General features: G+C 59.9%; 22 protein-coding genes. 7 read left to right on the top strand and 15 right to left on the bottom strand.

The window, feature by feature from the left end:
* Positions 1 to 216: 216 nt before the first annotated feature.
* Entirely contained in the window at positions 217 to 459 is a 243-nt protein-coding gene (locus tag AC0IXS_RS03505) for a DUF6555 family protein (protein WP_122689692.1), read from the top strand.
* A gap of 72 nt (positions 460 to 531) precedes the next feature.
* Here the strand turns inward: AC0IXS_RS03505 and map are convergent, their stop codons facing one another.
* The 5 genes from map to AC0IXS_RS03530 form a co-directional block, all read right to left on the bottom strand.
* The gene (gene map, locus AC0IXS_RS03510; RefSeq protein ID WP_029243687.1) at positions 532 to 1,323 is read right to left on the bottom strand and encodes a type I methionyl aminopeptidase; all 792 of its coding nucleotides are present in this window, start codon (positions 1,321 to 1,323) and stop codon (positions 532 to 534) included.
* A complete protein-coding gene (locus AC0IXS_RS03515) occupies positions 1,320 to 1,562 on the bottom strand; it encodes a ParD-like family protein (RefSeq protein ID WP_004886923.1) in 243 nt (80 codons plus the stop codon). The genes map and AC0IXS_RS03515 overlap by 4 nt, the downstream gene beginning before the upstream one ends.
* A gap of 76 nt (positions 1,563 to 1,638) precedes the next feature.
* Positions 1,639 to 1,965, bottom strand: coding sequence for a helix-turn-helix domain-containing protein (locus AC0IXS_RS03520; RefSeq protein ID WP_043306427.1), 327 nt, complete (start codon positions 1,963 to 1,965; stop codon positions 1,639 to 1,641).
* Positions 1,966 to 2,038: 73 nt separating this feature from the next.
* On the bottom strand, positions 2,039 to 2,236 hold the full coding sequence (locus tag AC0IXS_RS03525; protein WP_004886920.1) for a hypothetical protein: 198 nt from the start codon (positions 2,234 to 2,236) through the stop codon (positions 2,039 to 2,041).
* Positions 2,237 to 2,303: 67 nt separating this feature from the next.
* Positions 2,304 to 3,347 (bottom strand): Ldh family oxidoreductase, encoded by a 1,044-nt coding sequence (locus AC0IXS_RS03530; RefSeq protein WP_057408687.1) that lies wholly within the window; start codon positions 3,345 to 3,347, stop codon positions 2,304 to 2,306.
* A gap of 217 nt (positions 3,348 to 3,564) precedes the next feature.
* On the opposite strand from AC0IXS_RS03530, the gene AC0IXS_RS03535 reads away from it, so the two are divergent.
* Both AC0IXS_RS03535 and AC0IXS_RS03540 read left to right on the top strand, forming a co-directional pair.
* On the top strand, positions 3,565 to 4,596 hold the full coding sequence (locus tag AC0IXS_RS03535; protein ID WP_057408686.1) for a FecR family protein: 1,032 nt from the start codon (positions 3,565 to 3,567) through the stop codon (positions 4,594 to 4,596).
* Positions 4,597 to 4,812: 216 nt separating this feature from the next.
* On the top strand, positions 4,813 to 5,205 hold the full coding sequence (locus AC0IXS_RS03540) for a hypothetical protein (RefSeq protein ID WP_004886915.1): 393 nt from the start codon (positions 4,813 to 4,815) through the stop codon (positions 5,203 to 5,205).
* Positions 5,206 to 5,223: 18 nt separating this feature from the next.
* On the opposite strand, the gene AC0IXS_RS03545 is transcribed toward AC0IXS_RS03540, so the two are convergent.
* Positions 5,224 to 5,412, bottom strand: a complete 189-nt coding sequence (locus tag AC0IXS_RS03545) for a hypothetical protein (RefSeq protein WP_043306424.1) — start codon at positions 5,410 to 5,412, stop codon at positions 5,224 to 5,226.
* A 253-nt stretch (positions 5,413 to 5,665) separates the two neighbouring features.
* Here AC0IXS_RS03545 and AC0IXS_RS03550 point away from each other — a divergent pair, with 253 nt between their 5' ends.
* Positions 5,666 to 7,477 (top strand): monovalent cation:proton antiporter-2 (CPA2) family protein, encoded by a 1,812-nt coding sequence (locus AC0IXS_RS03550; RefSeq protein ID WP_004886912.1) that lies wholly within the window; start codon positions 5,666 to 5,668, stop codon positions 7,475 to 7,477.
* A gap of 1 nt (position 7,478) precedes the next feature.
* Here the strand turns inward: AC0IXS_RS03550 and AC0IXS_RS03555 are convergent, their stop codons facing one another.
* The 6 genes from AC0IXS_RS03555 to moaB all read right to left on the bottom strand — a co-directional run bounded on the left by AC0IXS_RS03555 (position 7,479) and on the right by moaB (position 14,960).
* A complete protein-coding gene (locus AC0IXS_RS03555) occupies positions 7,479 to 8,894 on the bottom strand; it encodes an efflux transporter outer membrane subunit (protein ID WP_057408685.1) in 1,416 nt (471 codons plus the stop codon).
* On the bottom strand, positions 8,891 to 9,946 hold the full coding sequence (locus tag AC0IXS_RS03560) for an HlyD family secretion protein (RefSeq protein ID WP_122669268.1): 1,056 nt from the start codon (positions 9,944 to 9,946) through the stop codon (positions 8,891 to 8,893). The genes AC0IXS_RS03555 and AC0IXS_RS03560 overlap by 4 nt, the downstream gene beginning before the upstream one ends.
* A 21-nt stretch (positions 9,947 to 9,967) precedes the next feature.
* The gene (locus AC0IXS_RS03565; protein WP_057408683.1) at positions 9,968 to 11,512 is read right to left on the bottom strand and encodes an MFS transporter; all 1,545 of its coding nucleotides are present in this window, start codon (positions 11,510 to 11,512) and stop codon (positions 9,968 to 9,970) included.
* 680 nt (positions 11,513 to 12,192) lie between these two features.
* Positions 12,193 to 13,119, bottom strand: coding sequence for a glycosyltransferase family 2 protein (locus AC0IXS_RS03570; RefSeq protein WP_004885573.1), 927 nt, complete (start codon positions 13,117 to 13,119; stop codon positions 12,193 to 12,195).
* Positions 13,120 to 13,202: 83 nt separating this feature from the next.
* Entirely contained in the window at positions 13,203 to 14,414 is a 1,212-nt protein-coding gene (locus tag AC0IXS_RS03575) for a molybdopterin molybdotransferase MoeA (RefSeq protein WP_122669269.1), read from the bottom strand.
* A gap of 6 nt (positions 14,415 to 14,420) precedes the next feature.
* A complete protein-coding gene (gene moaB, locus AC0IXS_RS03580; RefSeq protein WP_004885577.1) occupies positions 14,421 to 14,960 on the bottom strand; it encodes a molybdenum cofactor biosynthesis protein B in 540 nt (179 codons plus the stop codon).
* 76 nt (positions 14,961 to 15,036) lie between these two features.
* On the opposite strand from moaB, the gene mobA reads away from it, so the two are divergent.
* The gene (gene mobA / locus AC0IXS_RS03585; protein ID WP_057411021.1) at positions 15,037 to 15,642 is read left to right on the top strand and encodes a molybdenum cofactor guanylyltransferase MobA; all 606 of its coding nucleotides are present in this window, start codon (positions 15,037 to 15,039) and stop codon (positions 15,640 to 15,642) included.
* 73 nt (positions 15,643 to 15,715) lie between these two features.
* Positions 15,716 to 15,940, top strand: coding sequence for a YgdI/YgdR family lipoprotein (locus AC0IXS_RS03590; RefSeq protein WP_004885580.1), 225 nt, complete (start codon positions 15,716 to 15,718; stop codon positions 15,938 to 15,940).
* A gap of 71 nt (positions 15,941 to 16,011) precedes the next feature.
* Here the strand turns inward: AC0IXS_RS03590 and AC0IXS_RS03595 are convergent, their stop codons facing one another.
* Entirely contained in the window at positions 16,012 to 16,902 is an 891-nt protein-coding gene (locus tag AC0IXS_RS03595) for a pseudouridine synthase (RefSeq protein WP_057411020.1), read from the bottom strand.
* A gap of 188 nt (positions 16,903 to 17,090) precedes the next feature.
* Here AC0IXS_RS03595 and AC0IXS_RS03600 point away from each other — a divergent pair, with 188 nt between their 5' ends.
* Entirely contained in the window at positions 17,091 to 17,945 is an 855-nt protein-coding gene (locus AC0IXS_RS03600; protein ID WP_057411019.1) for a shikimate dehydrogenase, read from the top strand.
* A gap of 3 nt (positions 17,946 to 17,948) precedes the next feature.
* On the opposite strand, the gene AC0IXS_RS03605 is transcribed toward AC0IXS_RS03600, so the two are convergent.
* Both AC0IXS_RS03605 and quiC read right to left on the bottom strand, forming a co-directional pair.
* A complete protein-coding gene (locus AC0IXS_RS03605) occupies positions 17,949 to 18,620 on the bottom strand; it encodes a TetR/AcrR family transcriptional regulator (protein WP_471823784.1) in 672 nt (223 codons plus the stop codon).
* 110 nt (positions 18,621 to 18,730) lie between these two features.
* Positions 18,731 to 20,638, bottom strand: coding sequence for a 3-dehydroshikimate dehydratase QuiC (gene quiC, locus AC0IXS_RS03610; RefSeq protein WP_122571486.1), 1,908 nt, complete (start codon positions 20,636 to 20,638; stop codon positions 18,731 to 18,733).
* Between the last annotated feature and the right edge of the window lie 96 nt (positions 20,639 to 20,734).

Consider the following 20,734-nt stretch of genomic DNA (forward strand, 5'->3'; position numbering starts at 1 on the left):
ACTTGTCGGACGACTGTTCACTTGCAATCGAAACGATGTAATTCTCCTTCCTCCCCTTCTGAGACAGCAGTCCGATCAAGGCGACGTCTATCAGTACACGCCTGTATCGATCACGAAATGATGTTGCAGCGTCGAAGCAGTCCCCGGCTTCGAACTGCCCAGTACCCCACGTACTCATTTTAGGATGGCGTAGTGTCTACGCCTTGCAGGCAGGTAATGATGAATCAAACGGAATTTGAAATTCACTATCGGTTCAAGGGTGAAACCCGGTCATTTCTTCACCAGACTCTTCAACTTTGCCAGAGCGATGCGCTGCATTGCGCAACGCTGCATGCAGGTGTCGGTACGGTCAGCGATCATGTCGCCGCCGGGCCTGTGAGGCTGGCGACCTTGCAGGCTCAGGGTTTTGGTGTGACCGAGGTGCACTGGAAGCGGTGTGCGCAGCCTGAGCAGACCTGACCCGGCACTGGCAAGACTCACAACAAAAAAACGACCTCACCTGGAGGTCGTTTTTTTGGGCAGTAATGCGACTCAGATCGCGGGATAAGAACCTGTGCCTTCAGGCCAGGGCGTCAGCAGCTCGAAGCCCGTCGAGGTGACTGCAACCATGTGCTCCCATTGTGCAGACAGAGACATGTCGCTGGTGAGGACGGTCCAGCCATCCGGCAATGTGCGAGTGCCCGCCTTGCCTGCGTTGATCATCGGCTCAATGGTGAAGACCATGCCTTCCTTGAGTTTCAGGCCTTTGCCCTGCGTACCGTAATGCAGCACCTGAGGCTCTTCATGGTATTTGCGTCCTATGCCATGCCCGCAGTATTCGCGCACCACACTGAAACCTTCACGATGAGCGACGCTCTGGATCGCGTAACCGATATCGCCCAACGTAGCGCCCGGACGCACCGCATGAATCCCGGCACGGGTTGCTTCGTAAGTCGTTTCGACCAGACGCCGGGCCAGCGGACTGACCTCACCGACCAGATACATGCGGCTGGTATCGCCGTACCAGCCGTCCTTGATGACGGCCACGTCGATATTGACGATGTCACCATCCTTGAGGATGTCGGATGCCGACGGAATGCCATGGCAGACCACCGCATTCGGGGAAATGCAGGTCGTCTTGGTAAAGCCGTGATACCCGACGTTGGCCGGAATCACCTTGAGTTCCTTGACGATGTATTCGTTACAGATGTCGTCCAGCGCTTCAGTGCTGACACCTGCCTTTACATAAGGTGTGATCATCGCGAGCACATCCGCCGCGAGTCTGCCGGCGATGCGCAACTGAACGAGATCTTGCTCGGTCTTGAGACTGATACCGCCGCTCATGAGGCCGCCTTCGACAGTTCGGTCAGCTTGAAGGATTGAGTCGACAGCACAGTACCGTCAGCGTCTTCGAGACGAATCAGCATCTGACAGATCTCGCTGTAGTCCAACGTCGGGTGCAGCTCTGCGAGCATGCCGATGCGCATCCAGTGCTCCGCCTGAGCATTGATGGAACGACTCAACGCAACACTGGCGCAGCGCAGATCCGCGTGCATGTGTTCGGAAATTTTGACCAGGCCCATGGTTCACCTCACTTTGAATATACGAAGCATATACGTTTCGTATATTCACAAGCAACAGGACTGGCGTATCAGGTGATCAGTCAAGACGCTTGCATAGCGACAATGCCAACTGACTGATCGCGCTCTGGTCAACGCTGCTCAGCGATCTGAAGCGCAGGATGATGTCTTTCTCGGCAGTCGAGAGTGAGTCAATGCAGACCGGTAATCTTTTGCCGCACAGCACATAGAGCACGTCGACTCCTTTCTCGCTCAGCGCCACCAGATAAGTGGAACGCGGCATGCGCTTACCGTTTTCGTATTTGCCCTGGGCATTGGCCTCGACACCACCAATGGCGGCAAATCTGTGTTGCGATAGCCCCAATGCCTGGCGCTCTTCTTTCAGTCGCGCGCCGAAATCTTTCATATGGATGCACCTGAGGCGGAATTGCATCCATCACGATACGCTGCATCCATTAATAATGTTGAGTTATCGGGTTTTATTCACTCGCGCGGCTTTCACGGTAATCACCACCTGCTTGAGCAGCTGCGACGACCATGGACACTTGAGCCTCGTACGCATTGAACTGGCGCAGTGCTGCGGCCAGAGCCAGAAAATCTTCACGCTGCATTTCGTTGACCGACGTACCGGTACGAAGCTGATGGGCAACCGGGCTATGCGCTGACTTCAGGGACATGGAACACCTCTTTTTCTTTACTGGTTATGCATACAGTATTTAGATCCAAAGGCTAATACAAGCCCGGTTACGACGAATGGTCATTCTCTGCCAGTGCCTGCAGGCGCATCACATCGCTGGCGTTCATTTCGATGCCATTCGCCATCGATCTGGCTCGCTCAGCGTAACGACGATCACCCGGCATACGCGCCTGACCGACACCATGAAGCTGCTGCACAAGGACCTCGCTGCGTTGCGCAAAGGACTGGCCACTGCCCTTGTCGGGATCGATGACAATCAGCAACTGGCCGGTCCAGGGCGTTTGCGCACCGGGATGCTTCGACCAGTCGAACTCGAACGAAAAATTTCCGCCGGTCAAACCTGCCGCCAGCAGTTCGACCATCATCGACAATGCCGAACCCTTGTGCCCGCCAAACGGCAGCAGCGCCCCGCCATCCAGAATCGCCTTGGGGTCACAGGTCGCCTGTCCCTCGCGATCCACACCCACCCCTTCGGGTAACAGACGGCCTTCGCGCGCTGCGATCTGCACATCGCCATGGGCCATGGCACTGGTCGCCAGATCGAAAACCAATGGCGTCGACTCATGGCGAGGCGCTGCGAACGCGATGGGGTTGGTTCCGAACAACGGCTTCTGCGCACCGTGCGGCACAACGCAAGTCATGCTGTTGACCATGCTCAGGGCTACCAGCCCCTGCTCGGCGAACGGCTCGACGTCCGGCCACAGCGCGGCGAAATGATGAGAGTTTCGGATGGCCAGAATCGCAATACCTGCGCTGCGCGCCTTGTCGATCAGCAACGGCCGCGCCGCCGCGAGCGCGGGCTGGGCAAAGCCGTTGGCCGCGTCGACCCTCACGAACGCAGGTGCGACATCCTTCACAACCGGCACCGCCTTGCCGTCCACCCAACCGCTGGCCAGCGAAGAAAGATACCCCGGAATACGAAAGATGCCGTGACTGTGCGAACCGTCCCGCTGGGCGCTGGCGCAGTTTTCAGCAAGAACAGTCGCCACATCCAGCGACGTGCCATGGGCCAGAAAGATTCGTTGTAACAGCTCGGTCAGTTGCGCAAGGGAAAGGGTTCGGGTCGAGTCATCAGGGTGAGCGGCGTGCATCTGGAACTCCGGATCATGACGGTCAGGGCAGGTATTGGGTTGTGATCAAGAGTAGCGCCAAGCGCATTCCAGAAACACTCCCGCAGCCCGATACATCAATGAGAGCCGATCACATTCACGAAGAATTAAGCCGGGATTGATACATCGTAACGGTCCAATGTTCTCTCCCTCTCCTATCCGGGGGTAGAATGCGCCAGCGGTCAGTAACGGAGAGTCCATGAACGAGCCTAGCCTCAGCGAAGCAGAATACGAGCAGATCACCGATGCCGCGGCGCACTGGTGCATGCGACTGCACGCTGACGACTGCTCGCCTGCCGAACGAAAGCTGTTCGATCAGTGGATCAAGGCTCATCCGCTGCATGCGACCGAGTTTGAGGCAATGCGGGATATCTGGGAGATGTCGGGACAGCTGGAACCCGTCAATCCGCCGCCCTCGCCCGTCGTATCGAGCGCAACTGCAGCGCCTGGTGCCTTGCCACGACGCAGGCGCAATTGGCGTCAGCTGGCCGTGGCTGCGACGGTTGCGGCACTGGCTTTACCGGTGGCTGGCTACATCGGCTGGAACCAGGGACTGATTCCCAACGCGTACGAAACCTACACCACGACCAATGCTACTCGTCTCATCACCATGGACGACGGCAGCCGCGTGGAAATGGACCTGGGCACAGAACTGACCTACGCCAATTACAAGGACCGCCGCAGCGTTACGTTGAAAAAAGGCGAAGCATTTTTCGAAGTCAGCCACGACCTCACCCACCCTTTCGTCGTGGACGCCGGCGCAGGAAGCATCAAGGTGACCGGCACGCGCTTCAATGTGTGGACCTATCAGGATCAGGTTCGGGTAACGCTGGTCGAGGGGTCGGTACAGGTCAGCAGCGATCGCTCGCAACCTGACTTCAGCGATCAACTGGCCCCCGGTATGCAAGCCACTTACAAAACCGGTGATAACCGCCCCGGCATCAGTCATGTCGGCGCCGACAACACCAGTCTGGCGTGGCGCAACGGCAAGCTGATCTTCAATGATCTGCCGTTGAGCCAGGCATTGCCGATGATCAACCGTTACCTGCAGACGCCGATCCTGCTGGCGGACAATGCCACCGGTGCGATTCGTCTTGGCGGCACCTACAACACCCGAGACATCTCGGGCCTGCTCACGTCACTGCCCAAGGTATTGCCGGTTTATGTGACGCAGAACCAGAACGGAAATCCGGTCCTGAACAAACGTGGCCCCAACTCACCCAAAGGCTGACTCGTGTCCCGAGACGGCGCTGATCTTACATCCTGAAACATCCCTTCCGCCTGAAGTCATCCGTGCTCGACGCCGCTGTTTTCGCGACTTTGTACGCAGGTAATCCGGCCCGTCGTGCAACTCTCTGCTTTTTTTTGCGTTCGCACCTGAGGTTTTGCGCCGCTCGTTCGTCTTATAGATGAGATTTTGTTTAAAAGCCTGAAAAGGAATTTGCGCATGTTCAATCGTCAAGGAACAACGACCCGTACGATGCTCAGGCAGACGGCCATTTCTGCGCAGGCGCAGACCCAGGTCCAATCGCCTGCGGGAGAGATCGAGCGTCCGGGCAATGATCACATCCGGCTGCTACTCAAGAGCTTCGGCCTGCGCACCAGTCTGGTCAGACTCAAGGTGCTGGATGCACTGCTGGTGTCGAACGAAAGCGGTCAGTCGCTCGGCGTGCGAGGTGTGCACAGTCAACTGCTCAGGCTGGACGTGCCGCTGTCATTCCTCAGCGTACGCGAGGTGCTCAAGCGTCTTTGCGATGAAGGCGTCATCCATCTCAACGAGGACAAGACATACAGCCTGCATCCTCGTGCAATGGAATGGCTGGGCGAGTCGGGCAGATAATCCGACGCCCCGTGAAACTCAGCGCCTGACCTTGCGGCGCATGATCCCGTTGAGCACCACAACCAGCACAGCAACGCCGATGGCGATGTACTGAAAGGTCTTCTCGCTGATCACACCACTGTTCTGCAAATGCGAAAGGCCCAGCATGATCGCCAGCACACTCAGAGCGATCAGAATCGAGTAAATCAAACGCTGCTTGTTGGTCATTTCGGTTTTCCTGATTACGTCATGAACGGCATTGGCGCGGTGCAAATGCGCCGACATCTTACGCTGATGCATGACCAATGGCATGGACGGAATACGTCCCGGCGACTTACCACCTCCCCTTTCTACGATCCTGCGTGCAAACATCAATGCGATTGATGTTCGTCATGCCGGATTCAGCGTTGCCGTGAAAAACTCACGTGGTTTAATGCGGGCCTGTTTCAAATCGTTTCCTGTCATTGCCAAGGAGTTTCACATGCCCCATGAAGGCAGCCTGCTGCAGGCCGCAGTGGTATTTCTGTTCGCCGCCGTCATCGCCGTGCCATTGGCCAAGCGCCTGAAGCTGGGTGCCGTGATTGGTTATCTGGCCGCTGGCGTCGTGATCGGCCCATCGGTGCTGGGGTTGATAGGAGATACGGAGAGTGTCAGTCATATTTCGGAACTTGGGGTGGTATTACTGCTGTTCATTATTGGTCTTGAGCTGTCGCCAAAGCGTTTATGGGTGATGCGCAAGGCAGTGTTCGGCGTGGGCACGGCGCAAGTATTGCTGACCGGCCTGGTCATCGGCGCAGTTGCCCTGGTTGCGTTCGGACAATCGATGAACACCGCGATTGTGCTGGGCCTTGGTCTGGCACTGTCCTCCACGGCTTTCGGCCTGCAGAGTCTGGCCGAGCGTAAGGAACTGAACAGCCCGCATGGGCGTACGGCGTTTGCCATTCTGCTGTTTCAGGACATTGCAGCCATTCCGCTGATCGCGCTGGTGCCATTTCTGGCCGGTGGGGACCATGCGACCAGCACTCAGGAAAGTATCAACCATGGTCTGCGCGTACTGGGCAGCATCGCCATCGTGGTCGTGGGCGGACGTTACTTGCTGCGCCCGGTGTTTCGCATCGTGGCCAAGACCCGCATTCAGGAAGTGTCGACCGCTACTGCGTTGCTGGTGGTGATCGGCACAGCGTGGTTGATGGAACTGGTCGGTGTGTCCATGGCGCTGGGCGCTTTTCTGGCAGGCCTGCTGCTCGCCGACTCCGAATACCGACACGAACTGGAAGCTCAGATCGAACCGTTCAAGGGTTTGCTGCTGGGGCTGTTCTTCATCAGTGTCGGCATGGGCGCCAACATCGGCCTGCTGTTCAGCGCGCCGCTGGTGGTGCTTGGCCTCACTGTGTTGCTGGTCGCAATCAAGTTGCCGCTGTTGTTCATCATTGGCCGCACCGCAGGTGGCCTGAGCAAGCGCAGCGCATTGCGCCTGGGTCTGGTGCTGGCAGCGGGCGGTGAGTTCGCCTTCGTGGTGTTCAAGATCGGCAGCGCTCAGGGACTGTTTGAAGCAGGCCTCTATGACATGCTGGTGCTGACCATCACTCTGTCGATGGCGATCACCCCGCTGCTGTTCATCGCACTGGCGCGCTGGATCAAGCCCAAGGCCAAAGTGGTGGAAGTACCGGAAGAGTACCGCGACATCCAGACCGACAAGCCGCGCGTGGTCATCGCCGGCATGGGCCGGATGGGCCAGATCGTTGCGCGTATCCTGCGTGCGCAGAAAATCCCGTTCATTGCTTTGGACACTGCAGTGGAGTCCATCGAATTCTCTCGCAGCTTCGGCAACGTGCCAGTCTTCTACGGCGACCCGTTGCGTCCGGAAATCCTCAGAGCGGCCAAGGTCCAGGACGCCGAGTTCTTCATCATTGCCACTGATGACCCGGACATCAACATCAAGACGGCTGAACTGATCAACAAGCTGTATCCGCACATGAAGATCATCGCTCGTGCCCGCAACCGCCAGCACGTTCACAAGCTGATGGACGCCGGTGCACATGCAGTGCGTGAGACCTTCTACTCAAGCCTTGAAATGTCGCGACAGACCCTGCTGGGGCTGGGTTTGAGCGAGGCGCAGGCCGATGCGCGCATCAGTCGTTTCAAGCGTCACGATGAACAGGTGCTCGCCGCGCAGCACGAGATCTACGACGACGAAGCAAAAGTGCTGCAAACCGCCCGCGAGGCCAGGGTCGAGCTGGCCCAGTTGTTCGAGGCCGACCGACTCGACGAGGAAGAAGCCGCCAAGGCCTGACCTACCAGCCACCGCCCAGCGCGCTGTACAGCCCGACCAGCGCCTGGGCCTGAGTGGTCGAACTCTGGACCCACTGTTCCTCGATGTCCAACAGGGTGCGCTGCACCGTGAGGACGTTGAGAAAATCCACCACACCTTCTGCGTATTGCCGCTTGGCGGTGTCCAGCGCGATACGATTCTGGCGCACCGCTTCGTCCAGTTTGCGCTGCTGAAGCTGGCTGGCGTTGTAGAGACTCATGCTGTCGTCGATTTCCTGCCAGGCGCGCAACACGGTCTGCTGATACGCCAGGGCTGTTTCCTGCTCCTGGGCTTCGCGCAAACGCAACATGCCGCGCAACCGACCGCCTTCGAAAATCGGCAGGCTCAGTTGTGGGCCGATGCCGAACTGGCGTGAGCCCCAACTACCGAGGTCAGACAGTTGCAGGGCCTGAAAACCGACGTTGCCTGACAGCACGATGCGTGGATAGAAATCGCCTTGTGCGACACCAATGCTCGCGGTCGCGGCATGCAGCCGCGCTTCGGCACGGCGAATGTCCGGGCGGCGCTGCGCCAGCTCGGAGGGCAGGCCCACCGGTACAGTGGCGGGCACGGCAACCATTTCCACAGGTTTTTCCAGCTCGCTCTGCAAGGCTCTGGGCGATTGCGCCAGCAACAGGCTCAATGCATTGATCAGCCTGGCCTGTCGCTGCTCAAGTACTGGAAGACGGGACTCGACCGCCGATACCTGCGCAGCGGCTTCAGCCACATCCAGATTGGTCGCCACCCCACTGCCCTGCCTGACCTTCGAAAGCTCCAGGCTGCTGCGGGACAATTGCAGGTTCTGTCGAGTCACGGCGAGGACCGACTGGGTGCCACGCAGCTGCAGATAGTCCCTCGCTACTTCCGCCTGAAGCGACAGCAAGGCTGCGCGCCGGTCTTTGTCTGCAACGTCCACATTGGCGTCTGCGGCCTCGACTTCGCGCTTGACCCGCCCCCACAAATCAACTTCCCAGCTGACATTGATGCCGCCGTCCCACTGACTGAACGCCGCTCTGCCCTCGTTGCCCGACGGATCGTTCAACCCCTCGGCGCTGTTGCGTTTGCGCTGGTAACCCAGCTTGCCATCCACACTGGGCACTTGCTCGCCGGCGATCACCTGACGCGCCGCCCGGCTTTGCGCCAGTCGCGCCTCCGCCATTTTCAGATCAAGGTTGGAAGCCGCCGCTCGATCAATCAATGATGACAACTGGGGATCACGGAATATCTCCCACCATCGAGCGCTATAAGGGGTGGTATTAATATGGCTGACTGCCTGTTCTCCCTGAATCGGCAACCACTGCACGTCGCTGGTTTGCGGGCGCTGGAAATCCTGCCCGACCTGGCAGCCCGACAAACTCGCCAGCAGCACCAGGCTGCTCGCAGCAGCGATGCGGTTCACAAGGCACCCACTTGCTGTTCGGTGGATGGGGATTGCGTGTCGATACTGGCGTCCACCGACATCCCGACCCTCAACCTTGCCGCAAGCGGTTGTCCCGGATCGAGGACGATCTTCACTGGAATGCGCTGCACGACCTTGGTGAAATTGCCGGTGGCGTTGTCGGGCCGTACGGCTGCGAAGGTCACCCCGGTGGCAGGGGCGATGCTCTGTACGTGAGCCTTGAGGACTTCGTCGGGATAGGTGTCGACACGCACCTCGACTGATTGCCCTACGCTCACATGGGTCAGTTGGGTTTCCTGAAAGTTGCCCACCACGTAGGCGTTGGCGAGCGGCACCACTGACAGCAGCTTGCTGCCGGGATTGACGTAGTTACCGACGCGCACTGCCCGTTCGCCCACGACACCGTCAATGGGCGCAACGATGTGCGTGTAGGACACCTGCAACTGCGCCTGATCACGGGCGGCCTGTGCATGCTTGAGGCCTGCTTCGGCGCTGTGCTGGCGAGCCGTCAGGATATCGACCTGCTTGCGCTCGGCCACCAGTGACGCACTGGCACTGGCGTGGTTGGCATTGGCCGTGTCGATCCGGTTACGCGCCTGCTGCGCGTTCTGCACCGTGCCAGCACCGGCACCTGCCAGATGCTCGTAGCGGTCGCGTTCCTGTTCGGCAAAGCGCACCGCTGCCGTACTAGCTGTCAACGCGGCCCTGGCCTGATCGATCACCGCAGTCTGACGCTGCAACAACGCGGTGACCTGCTCCAGCTCCGCCGCTGCAGTCGCTACACCCGCCTCTGCCGAAGCAAGCGCCGTCTGCACATCGCGGTCATCAATCACCGCCAGCAATTGCCCTGCCTTGACCGACTGGTTGTCTTCCACCAGCACCTGGCTGATGAAACCCGATACCTTGGGCGCGACCACCGAATAATCGGCGGTGATGAATGCGTCATTGGTGGCCTGACGCGTGCTGTCACCGGTCAGTGTGTAGATGCCCAGACCGGCGAGCACGATGGCTGCGCCACACAGGACCAGGGTCTGTTTTGAAGTCATGCTCATGAAAAAGGTCTCGACAGAAAATCAGTTCGGCGCACGAGGCGGATAAACCCGCGTCGGCATCAGAGGAATCAGCAGAATCAGCCCGGCGGCAAGCCAGCCCATGCAGAAATACAGATCGGCACTGGTCAGCACCACGGCCTGCTCGTGCAGTCGATGGGTCAGGGAGGTCACCGAATCGTCAGCAGCCAGCCAGGGCGAATTACCCAGGCGGTCGACCAGCACGTTGGAGTGAAAATGTTGGCGCGAGGTGGTCAGGGCTTCCAGCACGCCGGTGGCGATAACCGCCGACAAACCGCGCACGGTGTTGAACCATGAAGACGCGAACGGACCATCGGGCGGTGCGATCCCGCCAGTCGCCTGCATCAGCAACGGCAGGACCGCCATCGGCTGGGCAATGATCTGCAGCAGTTGCAGGCTGTAAAAGTTGTCACGAATCCATTCTGAAGTCATTTGCGTCGCCAACCCGCAATACAGTGCAAGCAGGCCAAGCCCGGTCGCCAATACCCAGCGGCAATCGATCCAGCGCACGTTGCACAGCGCCGCCACAAGAGGCAGTGCAACCAGTTGCGGCAAAGCAACGATCAGCATCAGCGGTGCAGTCTGCAACGGGCGATAACCGTGCACCTGGGCCAGATAGGACGACGGAATCGAGGCGACTGCCGTCAGAACGATCAACACACCACCCAGCGTCAGCAAGGCATGCGACAGGTTTCGACCCGCCAGCAGTTGCAGTTTGAAAAACGGCACCGGGGTGAACCATTCGTTGACCATGAACGCCACCAGCAGCACCAGTCCGCCGCCCAGCAGCCAGCAGATCAGGGTGGACTCGAACCAGTCCAGGCGATTGCCTTGCAGGATGCCGATCACCAGCGCTGCAATGGCAGGCAATCCGAGCAGCACGCCACGCCAGTTGAACGTTCTGAAGCGCTCCAGACGCAATGGATCCTGGGGAATGCCGTGAGCAATGGCGATCATTGCGACAAGACACGCAGGGATGACCTGCCAGAACGTCCATTGCCAGTTGAAATGCTCGGTCCACAACGCGGCAAGCGGCGTACCCAGACTGGGACCGAAGGTTGCGGTCAGGGCGTACCCGGCGAGCCCGTACAATTTGATGTGCGGCGGTAGAAAGCGCAGCGCGACGGTCATCAGCATGGGCGGCAGGCAACCCGCTGCCAGACCTTGCAGAATGCGCAGGACCAGCAGGCTGGGGTAGTTCGGCGCGAACGGGCACAACAAGCCAAGCACGATGAAGGCCGTGATAGCGCCAAGGGTGAAGCGTCGCAGCGACAGGCTGACCGCGAACCATGGCGCGAAGGCCATCGCCGCAACCGAGGTCGCCGAATAGGCCGCCACCAGCCAGGTCGCTTCGTCGGCACCAATGAACATCGCACCACGAATGTCGGCCATGGCAATGCGCGTCACACCCTCGTTGATCCCGGCGACCAGCACCGCCAGCAGCACGCCCAGAAGCCCTATGATCGTCTGCAGGCCGAATACCGCAGGCGCAGGTTTGATGGGCTGGGCAGCCGGGATGACAGGGTCGATGGCGACAAGGGAAGACATGGGCGATGGATCCAGAGCGAGGGAAGCGCTGGCATTTTAGAAAACGGGGCCACTCAGGAAAATTTACATTTGCACAGCGTATAAGTGCACAGGACGCACGAATGCAGATGCATCCGTGATCTCTGCGTTCACGGATGGCTGGCCGCTGATCAAGCGTCGTTCAGAAAAAGAGAGGCGCTTTCGGGAATGTGACACGGAGCGTCACGGGCGGCATGCCCAGGCGGAGCGCTCACCGTTATACACAAATCATCTGGTTGTCCGGAGAGTCAACAGCACTGATGTGCTTTTGTAGCGCGGTAGCATGAACACCACAGATCGCGACGTGGGTGAAGGCTGAGTCCTGGCGCTGATTCGGGGGGCAATCGGCATGGATGCCGATTGAGCTGCACTGGGCCATGGATGGCCCATTTGCAGCGACCCCCGAATCAGTGTCAGGACGAAGGAACCCCGGCGAAGCCGGGGCCGGAACCGGAGCAAAGGACTTTGGCTACTTTGGTCCCTCAAAGTAGCGCGCCGTAAGGGCGCAAAGGTGACCTGAGTCGGGCGCTCGGCTCACTGAGTCCGCAATCTGTGCCATTTGTGACGCGGAGCGTCACGGGAGGCACGCCCCCGCGGAGCGATGGGCACGATCAGCGTGAGCGAGGCGGTGATCTGATCGGGAACGTAACGCGACGACAACCTCACGCATACGGGCTGTCCCAATACCGCTTGTACATCCCGAGCCTTTTCTTCACGCCTCGGGGCAGGCGTTTTTCCTGCTTGCTGAGTTTGTAGGCCAGCAGCTTGACGGCGTTGCGAACGAAGGACATCGGCCACCAGAGAAAACGTCTGGGGCCAAGGAACGCGAGTTCGGATTTCACGTAGCGCATGCCTTCGCCCGCGATGCCGCCGAAGGTTTCGTAGATCCACGCTTCACGCGACTGGAACACACCAATGTCGAAGTAGCGCCGAAACTCCTCACGCAGGCTGTAGTTGTGCGAATGCCGACAGACCGCCGAGCCTTCGTAGGCCACTTTCCAGCCATCGATCAGCATCCTGGCCGTGACGTACATGTCCTCGGACAGGATCACATGCCGGGGAAATCCGCCGATGGCCAGCAAGGCTTCGCCGCGATAGGCCGCAAACGAATTGGACATGAATGGCGTTTTGATGCCCAGCACCGGCGCGTCGGCCAGGGTCTTGATCTGTGAGGTCGGCGGGTAGTTGAACAGCCGCGCGTGCTGGGCAAGCAGGTTGGCGTTCTTGTGGGGCAATTGCCGCCCGCACACGGCACCGACTTTCGGGTCGGCAAATGGCAGCAGAATGTTGGCAATTGCATCAACGTCTTCGACGTAAGCGTCCTGGGTCATGTAGACGTAAACGTCATACTCGGGGTGCAGATCGACCATCATCTGCCGGGTGCCGCCGTGGTTGAAGTCCTTGCTGTCGATGCACAGCACGTTTGCGCAACGCGCGCGCGCCAGCTCAAGCGTGCCGTCCGACGAACTGGAGTCGACGATCAGCGTGTCGAACGTCGCCGTCTGCGTGGCCAGAGAGTCCAGCAGGCGCTCCAGGTCCTTACGTCCGTTGTAGGTCGGGATGACACAAGCCACTCTCAATGACGCCATAACAATACTCCGGGGCGAAAACAGGATGCCCTACTTGTCAGCGTTGTTGAGGGTAGCTCATGCCCGGTCAGCCAGCCATGGCGTCAGCCCATCACCTCGCTTAGAGGAATGAAGTTGACCCAGTCGCTTTCTGCCACGGTGGCGCCTTCACGCACTTCGATCAGCCCGTCAGCCCAGGCCGCGCTACGCAGCACGCCGGAGCTCTGGTTGCGATAGGGAACCGCCCTGCCCTGTTCAAGACGCCCGCGCAGGTACTCGCGACGATTGCCGGGACGCGTCCAGGCGAATCCGGCCGGCACTGCAAACTTCAAGGGCGTAACATCGATTACGCCCTGACGGCGCAACAGATAGGCGCGGGCCAGCAAGGCAAAGGTCACCAGCGTGGAAGCCGGATTGCCCGGCAGGCCGATCACCGGCACACCCCGAAAATGCCCGAACGTCAGCGGCTTGCCTGGCTTGATGGCAAGCTTCCAGAGCGACAGCTCGCCTTCTTCGCGCAAGGCATGCCCCAGAAAATCCGCCTCGCCCACCGACACACCGCCGGTGGACAGAATCAGGTCGACCTCATGCAGGCTCGCCAATGCAGCGCGGGTCTTTGCGAGATCGTCCGGCAGAATTCCGGCATCCACGACTTCGCACTGCAGACGCGTCAGCCAGCTGCACAACAGCACGCGATTGCTGTTGTAGATCTGCCCCGGCCCGAGCGGCTGCCCCGGCTCGATCAGTTCGTCGCCAGTGGACAACACCGCCACGCGCACCCGCCGGACCACGTCCACTTCGGCCAGACCGAGCGACGCAGCCAACCCCAGTTCGATCGGCCCCAGCCGTGTACCGGCCGCCAGCACCGTGTCGCCAATCCGGGTTTCCTGGCCCTGAGGACGAATGTTCTGCTCAGGTTTCAGTGATTCGGTGAAACGCACACGTTGATCATCCAGGACCTCGGCGTTTTCCTGCATCTCGACGCAATCAGCGCCCTCGGGCACCGGCGCGCCGGTGAAGATGCGTGCGCAGGTTCCGGGTGCCAGAGGCTCGGGAGCCTGACCTGCGAAAATACGCTGGCTGACGGGCAAGGGCTCTCCGCGCCAGTCGGCCACGCGCAGGGCGTAGCCGTCCATGGCGCTGTTCGGCCAGGGCGGCAGGTCCAGCGTCGACACCAGATCGGTCGCCAGCACGCGACCTTCGGCATCAGCTAGCCGCACACGCTCATGCTGTGTGATAGGCGCGGCTTCAGCCATCTCCAGCAGACGCGCGATGGCGTCTTCGACAGGCATCAAGGCCTTGGGCTCAGCGCTCATGACCGTTCAACCACGGGTCGCGCAGGGCTCGGCCTGCTTGAGGTGCGGAACGAAATTGCACGGACGGAAACGTGAATCCAGCTGTTCAGCCAGAATGCCGTCCCAGGCGGTACGCACGGCGTTGGTGGAGCCTGGCAGGCAGCAGACCAGTGTGCCGTTGGACAGCCCGGCCAGCGCACGCGACTGAATGGTCGAGGTGCCGATGTCCGGCACCGATATCTGCCGGAACAGCTCGCCGAATCCGTCGACCTGCTTGTCCAGCAGACAGGCCACGGCTTCTGGCGTGCTGTCGCGTCCGGTGAAGCCGGTGCCGCCAGTGATCAGTACGACCTGAACCTGCTCATCGGCGATCCAGGTCGCCACCTGAGCGCGGATCTTGTAGAGGTCATCCTTGAGCAGAACGCGCTCGATCAGGCCGTGACCGGCTTCGGTCAGGCGATCGACGAACATCTGGCCCGAGGTATCGGTTTCGCGGGTGCGGGTGTCGCTGACGGTCAGTACAGCGATGTTCAGGGGTACAAAAGGTGTGTCAGCCTTTGCTTTCATGGCCTCGATCCGGTTGTTAAGGAAACAGGCCGGTGTTATATCACAGCACTCCTTTTCACTGCCTGCCGAGTCTCTGATGAACGCCTCTGCCCCATTGCCGCCCTGCTCGATTCTGCTGCTCGCAGGAGGTCGCGGCCAGCGCATGGGCGGGCGCGACAAAGGGCTGATCGAGTGGCAGGGCGAACCGATGATCCAGCACCTGCATCGCCTGACACGGCCGCTGACCGATGACCTGATCATTTCCTGCAATCGCAACCTCGAACGCTACGCCGCGTTCGCTGATCGACTGGTTCAGGACAGCGACACTGACTTCAACGGTCCGCTGGCCGGAATCCTCGCCGCGCTGCCGCAGGCACAGCATGACGCGCTGCTGGTGCTGCCCTGCGACGCGCCGCTGATCGATAAATCGCTGCTGGACGCGTTGCGCCAATTGGCAGACAGGCACCCGGACAACCCGGTCATGGTGCGTGAAGGTGAACATTGGCAGCCGCTTTTATGTATCATTCCGACCGCCCACGCTGCGACGCTGGAAGCCGCATGGCAGACAGGCGAGCGCAGCCCACGGCGGGCGTTGGCACCCCTGCATCCAGTGGCCCTGCAACTGGACGCCGGAGACCCGAGACTGGCCAACCTGAACACACCCTGTCTGCTGGCCGGATCAGATGACAACCGACGCAAGTGACTGTTCATTGAACTTGCTGCGGGTGTATACGTCTTACGGTCAGTTAATCAAGAATCCATCTGGAGACACAGTAATGAAACAACGGACCCTTCCCGCTGCCTTTCTGCTTGCATTGGGCATCGCCTCTTTGGCTGGCTGCGCTTCGCCCACTGTGATCACTCTGAATGATGGTCGTGAAATCCAGTCTGTCGACACTCCGAAGTATGATGAGGACTCGGGCTTCTACGAGTTCAAGCAGCTTGATGGCAAAGAAACCCGCATCAACAAGGATCAGGTACGTACCGTCAAGGATCTGTGATCCTCGCGTGACGTTACTGATGTGAAAAAACCCGCTGAGTGCGGGTTTTTTTTCGTCTGCTCGCCTCGCGGCTACCAGTCGAGTTTCAGCTGGCTTTGAAACTTACGCGGCTCGCCAGTGAGCGGATCGTCGAACCGCAGCGCCTTTGCCAGCAGCTTGAGCGGCTGCTGATAGTCATCGACTGCGTCCCTGATCACCTCCGGGTAGAAAGGGTCGTTGCAGATGGCAGCGCCCAGCGCGGCCATGTGTACGCGCAACTGATGCTTCTTGCCCGTCACCGGGTACAGCCCATAGCGCCACAGCGATTCATTGCGTTCGAGCACTTCGATGCGAGTCTGCGTATTCGCAGGCCCCGATACTTCTTGCATGCGGAAGAATGGCTCGCCATCGACAAGACGACTCTCATGCAGCCGTGGAAATGCTAATGACGGAAGCGCAGGCGCAATCGCCTCGTAGAACTTGTCGATACGACGTGTTGGGAACAATGCCTGATACGCCGAACGGGTCTGCCTGTTGGCCGAGAACAACACCAGCCCGGCGGTATGGCGGTCGATGCGGTGCAAGGGCACCAGATCCGAATTATCCAGACGATGGATCAGCCGGCGCAGCAGGGTTTGCTCGACGTATTCACCGGCAGGCGTGACCGGCAGAAAGTGTGGCTTGTCAGCGACCACCAGATGCTCGTCGGCATACAGAATGGTCTCGACGACTGGAATCGGCGTCTCGTTCGGCACTTCGCGGAAATAGTGAATCTTCAGACCTTCGCGGTAAGCCAGATCAGCGGTGATGGCCTGGCCGTTGGCATCCAGCACCCGCGACCGGGCGATACGGTCCAGCCACTCTTCGCGGCTGATGGCGGAGAACTTCGCGCACAGGCAGTCCAGCACCGTCGTCCATGGGCCTGCTGGCAGGTACAGCGTGCTGGCTTGCTGGTGAGCGGCGCGAAAAACGGATTCGGACATGCGGGGACTCGTCATCTCTTGTAAGGCTTGAACGGCTATGGCCGCGCATTATCCCTGATCGGGGCGATCACCGCACAGAATCAACGCATGGCAATTGATCAGCCACTGCGTCACTATTAACCATCTGGTACATTTTTTGAAACCTTCCCGCCATCGGGCGGCACGACAAAAACAAGAGACATATCGTCATGAGCCACGCTGAATCAACCTCCGTACTCGCCGGCCTGATCGGTTCAGGCATCCAGGCGTCACGCACCCCGGCGCTGCACGAACACGAAGGTGACGCGCAGGGCATGCGCTATCTGTATCGCCTGATCGATATCGATGCGCTCAAACTGGACATCAGCGCCCTGCCCCGTCTGATTGCAGGTGCACGTGACTGCGGCTTCACCGGCCTGAACATCACCTTCCCCTGCAAGCAGGCGGTTATTCCGCTACTGGACGAGTTGTCCGAAGAAGCGCGCGGCATCGGCGCAGTCAATACCGTGGTGTTCAAGGACGGTAAAAGCACCGGCCACAACACCGATTGTCTGGGGTTCGCGGAAGGCTTCAAGCGTGGTCTGGACAAGGCGCCACGCCAGCATGTCGTGCAAATGGGTGCAGGCGGCGCGGGGGCTGCGGTGGCTTATGCGTTGTTGAGTGCAGGCGTCGAGCGCTTGAGCGTGTTCGAGGTCGAACCGCAGCGTGCCCAGGGTCTGGTGGACAACCTCACCGCTCATTTCGGCGCGGGCCGTGCACAGGTTGGTCTGAATCTGCCTGCGGCAATGGCCGAAGCCGACGGCGTGGTCAACACCACACCGGTCGGCATGGCCAAGTTGCCCGGTACACCGCTGCCGGTGGAACTGCTGCGTGCTGAGCAATGGGTCGCGGAAATCATCTACTTTCCGCTGGAAACCGAACTGCTCAGGCATGCTCGCGCGCTGGGCTGCCGCACGCTGGACGGCACGACGATGGCCGTGTTTCAGGCCGTCAAAGCCTTCGAGCTGTTCAGCGGCCGGTCAGCGGATGCCGAGCGCATGATGCAGCACTTCCACAGCCTTTAGCGTTCAGGCCTTGAGGTAACGCAACACAGCGTCGCAGATCATTTCCTTGTGACGCTGTTTGACCTCATCGCTCCACAGCTCGATCTGGAAGATCTCGCTGAACGTGTGGCGGTTGGAAATGCGATAGAAGCAGAACGAGCTGATCATCAGGTGCAGGTCGATCGGGTGCACGCCCGAGCGAAACTCACCGCTTTCCTCACCGCGACGCAGGATGCCTTCCAGCGCCCGAATGATGTTCTGGCTCTGGGCCTGAATGGTATCGGACTGCTTGACGTTTTCGCCGTTATGAATGTTTTCGATGCAGACGATGCGCACGAAATCGACGTTGTTGTCGTGGTGATCGAAGGTGAACTCCACCACTCGATTAATTGCCTCGACAGGCTCCAGCTCGCCCAGATTCAGCTCGCTTTCGGTATTGCGGATATCGCCGTAAAGCTTTTCCAGAACCTCGACGTAGAGCTGTTCCTTGCTGACGAAGTAGTAGTAGATCATCCGCTTGGAAGTCTTCGTGCGCTCGGCTATCGCATCGACGCGCGCGCCTGAAAGGCCGTGGGCGACGAATTCGGCCACGGCAGCCTGAAGGATGTCTTCGCGGGTCTTTTCAGGATTGTTCTTGCGTCCCGAGGGCCGCAACGTGACAGGTTCGAGGGCAACGGAGTCGTCGGTTGTTTTCATTGTTGGCTCATGACCACGGGTTGTACGTGGAGTATGCCGCCGAGCGTCGAGGCAGGGAAGCTGCGAGGCACCCGAGCGCCTGCAGCGACCGGTTCGATCAGATCAAACGCTCACAACCGCGCCTGACGTATTGCCACACTGCGCGCCTTGGCCATTGCGGCCAGCCGCACTGCAACGTTGGCTGCGCCATACCCGACGTAGCCGTTCTTGCGTTGCAGGATCTCGAAGAAGAAGCGCCCGTCGAACGCGTCGGTGTAGACATGAAACAGCTCGCCGCCGTCGGCATCGCGGTCGTACAACACGTTGTAGTACGCCAGTTCGCTGAGGAACTCGTCATCGAAATCGAAGCGGGCCGCCAGGTCATCGTAATAGTTGAGCGGGATATCCAGCAGCGGCACACCGGCCTCTTTGGCGCGGCTGACTTCGGCAAAAATGTCTTCGCAGGAAAACGCGATGTGGTGCACGCCCGAACCGCGATAACTGGACAGCGCGTGGGAAATGGCCGTGTTGCGGTTCTCGGAGATATTCAGCGGCAGACGCACGGTGCTGCAACGGCTGCGCAGTGCGCGGCTCTTGACCAGCCCGTAAGGGTCCGGCAGCACGACTTCGTCGTCGGCTTCGAAGTCCAGAATGCTCTTGTAGAACAGCACCCAGCTGTCGAGGCTGTCGGCTGGCAGCGCCATGGCCATGTGATCGATGCGCTGTAGCCCGCCCTTGCCGGCTACCTGCGGGTTGATGACAAAGTCACTGTCGTAGATCGAATCGCCCGGTGCGGCGTTGTCGACCAGATAGATCAGGCTGCCATCCGGGGCGCGCACCGATGGAATCTCGCGCTCGTTGGGGCCGACCAGACCGCGATAAGGCTGGCCTTTGAAGGCCCGCGCACGCTCCAGCGCCTGATGACCGTCATCGACGCGTAATGCGGTCGCGCACAGCGACGGACCGTGGGCCTCGAAGAAGCTGTGAGCAAATGAATACGGTTCGGCATTAAGGACGATCTTGATATCGCCCTGCCCCAACAGGCTGACGGCCTTGGAGCGGTGCTGGCCCAGCTTGGCAAAGCCCAGTCGCTCCAGCCAGCCCGACAGACGTGCGCCGTGGCTTTCATCGACGGCAAACTCAAGAAACTCGACGCCGTTGTAAGTACTGGCCGGTGGCGGGCTGAACAGGATGTCGGGGATTTTTGCTTCGGCCTCGCGGGCCAGCAACTGGCGAGTCTTTTCTTCCAGATACAGCAGCGAGCGCAAACCGTCTGCCGCATTGGCGCGGGTCGGTGCCGCGCGAAAACCGTCGTTGAACACTTCCAGCGACAACGGGCCGGTGTAGCCACTGCGCAGGATTGGCGCGAGAAAGCCCGCCAGATCGAACTCACCCTGGCCGGGGAAGCAGCGGAAATGGCGGCTCCATTCCAGCACGTCCATGGCCAGAATCGGCGCATCTGCCATTTGCACGAAGAAAATCTTGTCGCCCGGAATCTGCGCAATCGCGCTCGGATCCCCCTTGAGCGACAACGTGTGGAAGCTGTCGAGCAGGACACCCAGCGCCGGGTGATCCACCTGACGCACCAGATTCCAGACCTGCTGCCAGGTGTTCACATGACGCCCCCAGGCGAGGGCTTCATAACCGACCCGAAGGCCACGCGCACCGGCGTGCTCGGCCAGCAGACTCAGGTCGTCGATCAGGATGTTTTCGTCGCCCACCGAATCGGCGGATGCGTTACTGCAGACCAGCACCAGATCGGTGCCCAGCTCCTGCATCAAATCGAATTTGCGCTCGGCACGGTCCACGTTGCGCTGCAGGCGGTCACGGCGGCAGCCTTCGAAGTCGCGGAACGGCTGGAACAGGGTAATGGCGATGCCCAGATCGGCACACATCTGCCGCACGTTGCGAGGGCTGCCGTCGTAGTAAAGAAGGTCGTTTTCGAAAATCTCGACGCCATCAAAGCCAGCTGCGGCGATGGCCTCGAGCTTTTCGGGCAGAGTACCGCTCAAGGATACGGTGGCAATTGAACGCTGCATGCTTCTAGCTCCTGAATGAACACGATCCTGACGAATCGTGACTGGACAGCACCGCATTCCTGGCCTTTCCCGGCCTTATTCAGAGGTGCCATTCAA

Source organism: Pseudomonas sp. AC016, assembly GCF_979253365.1.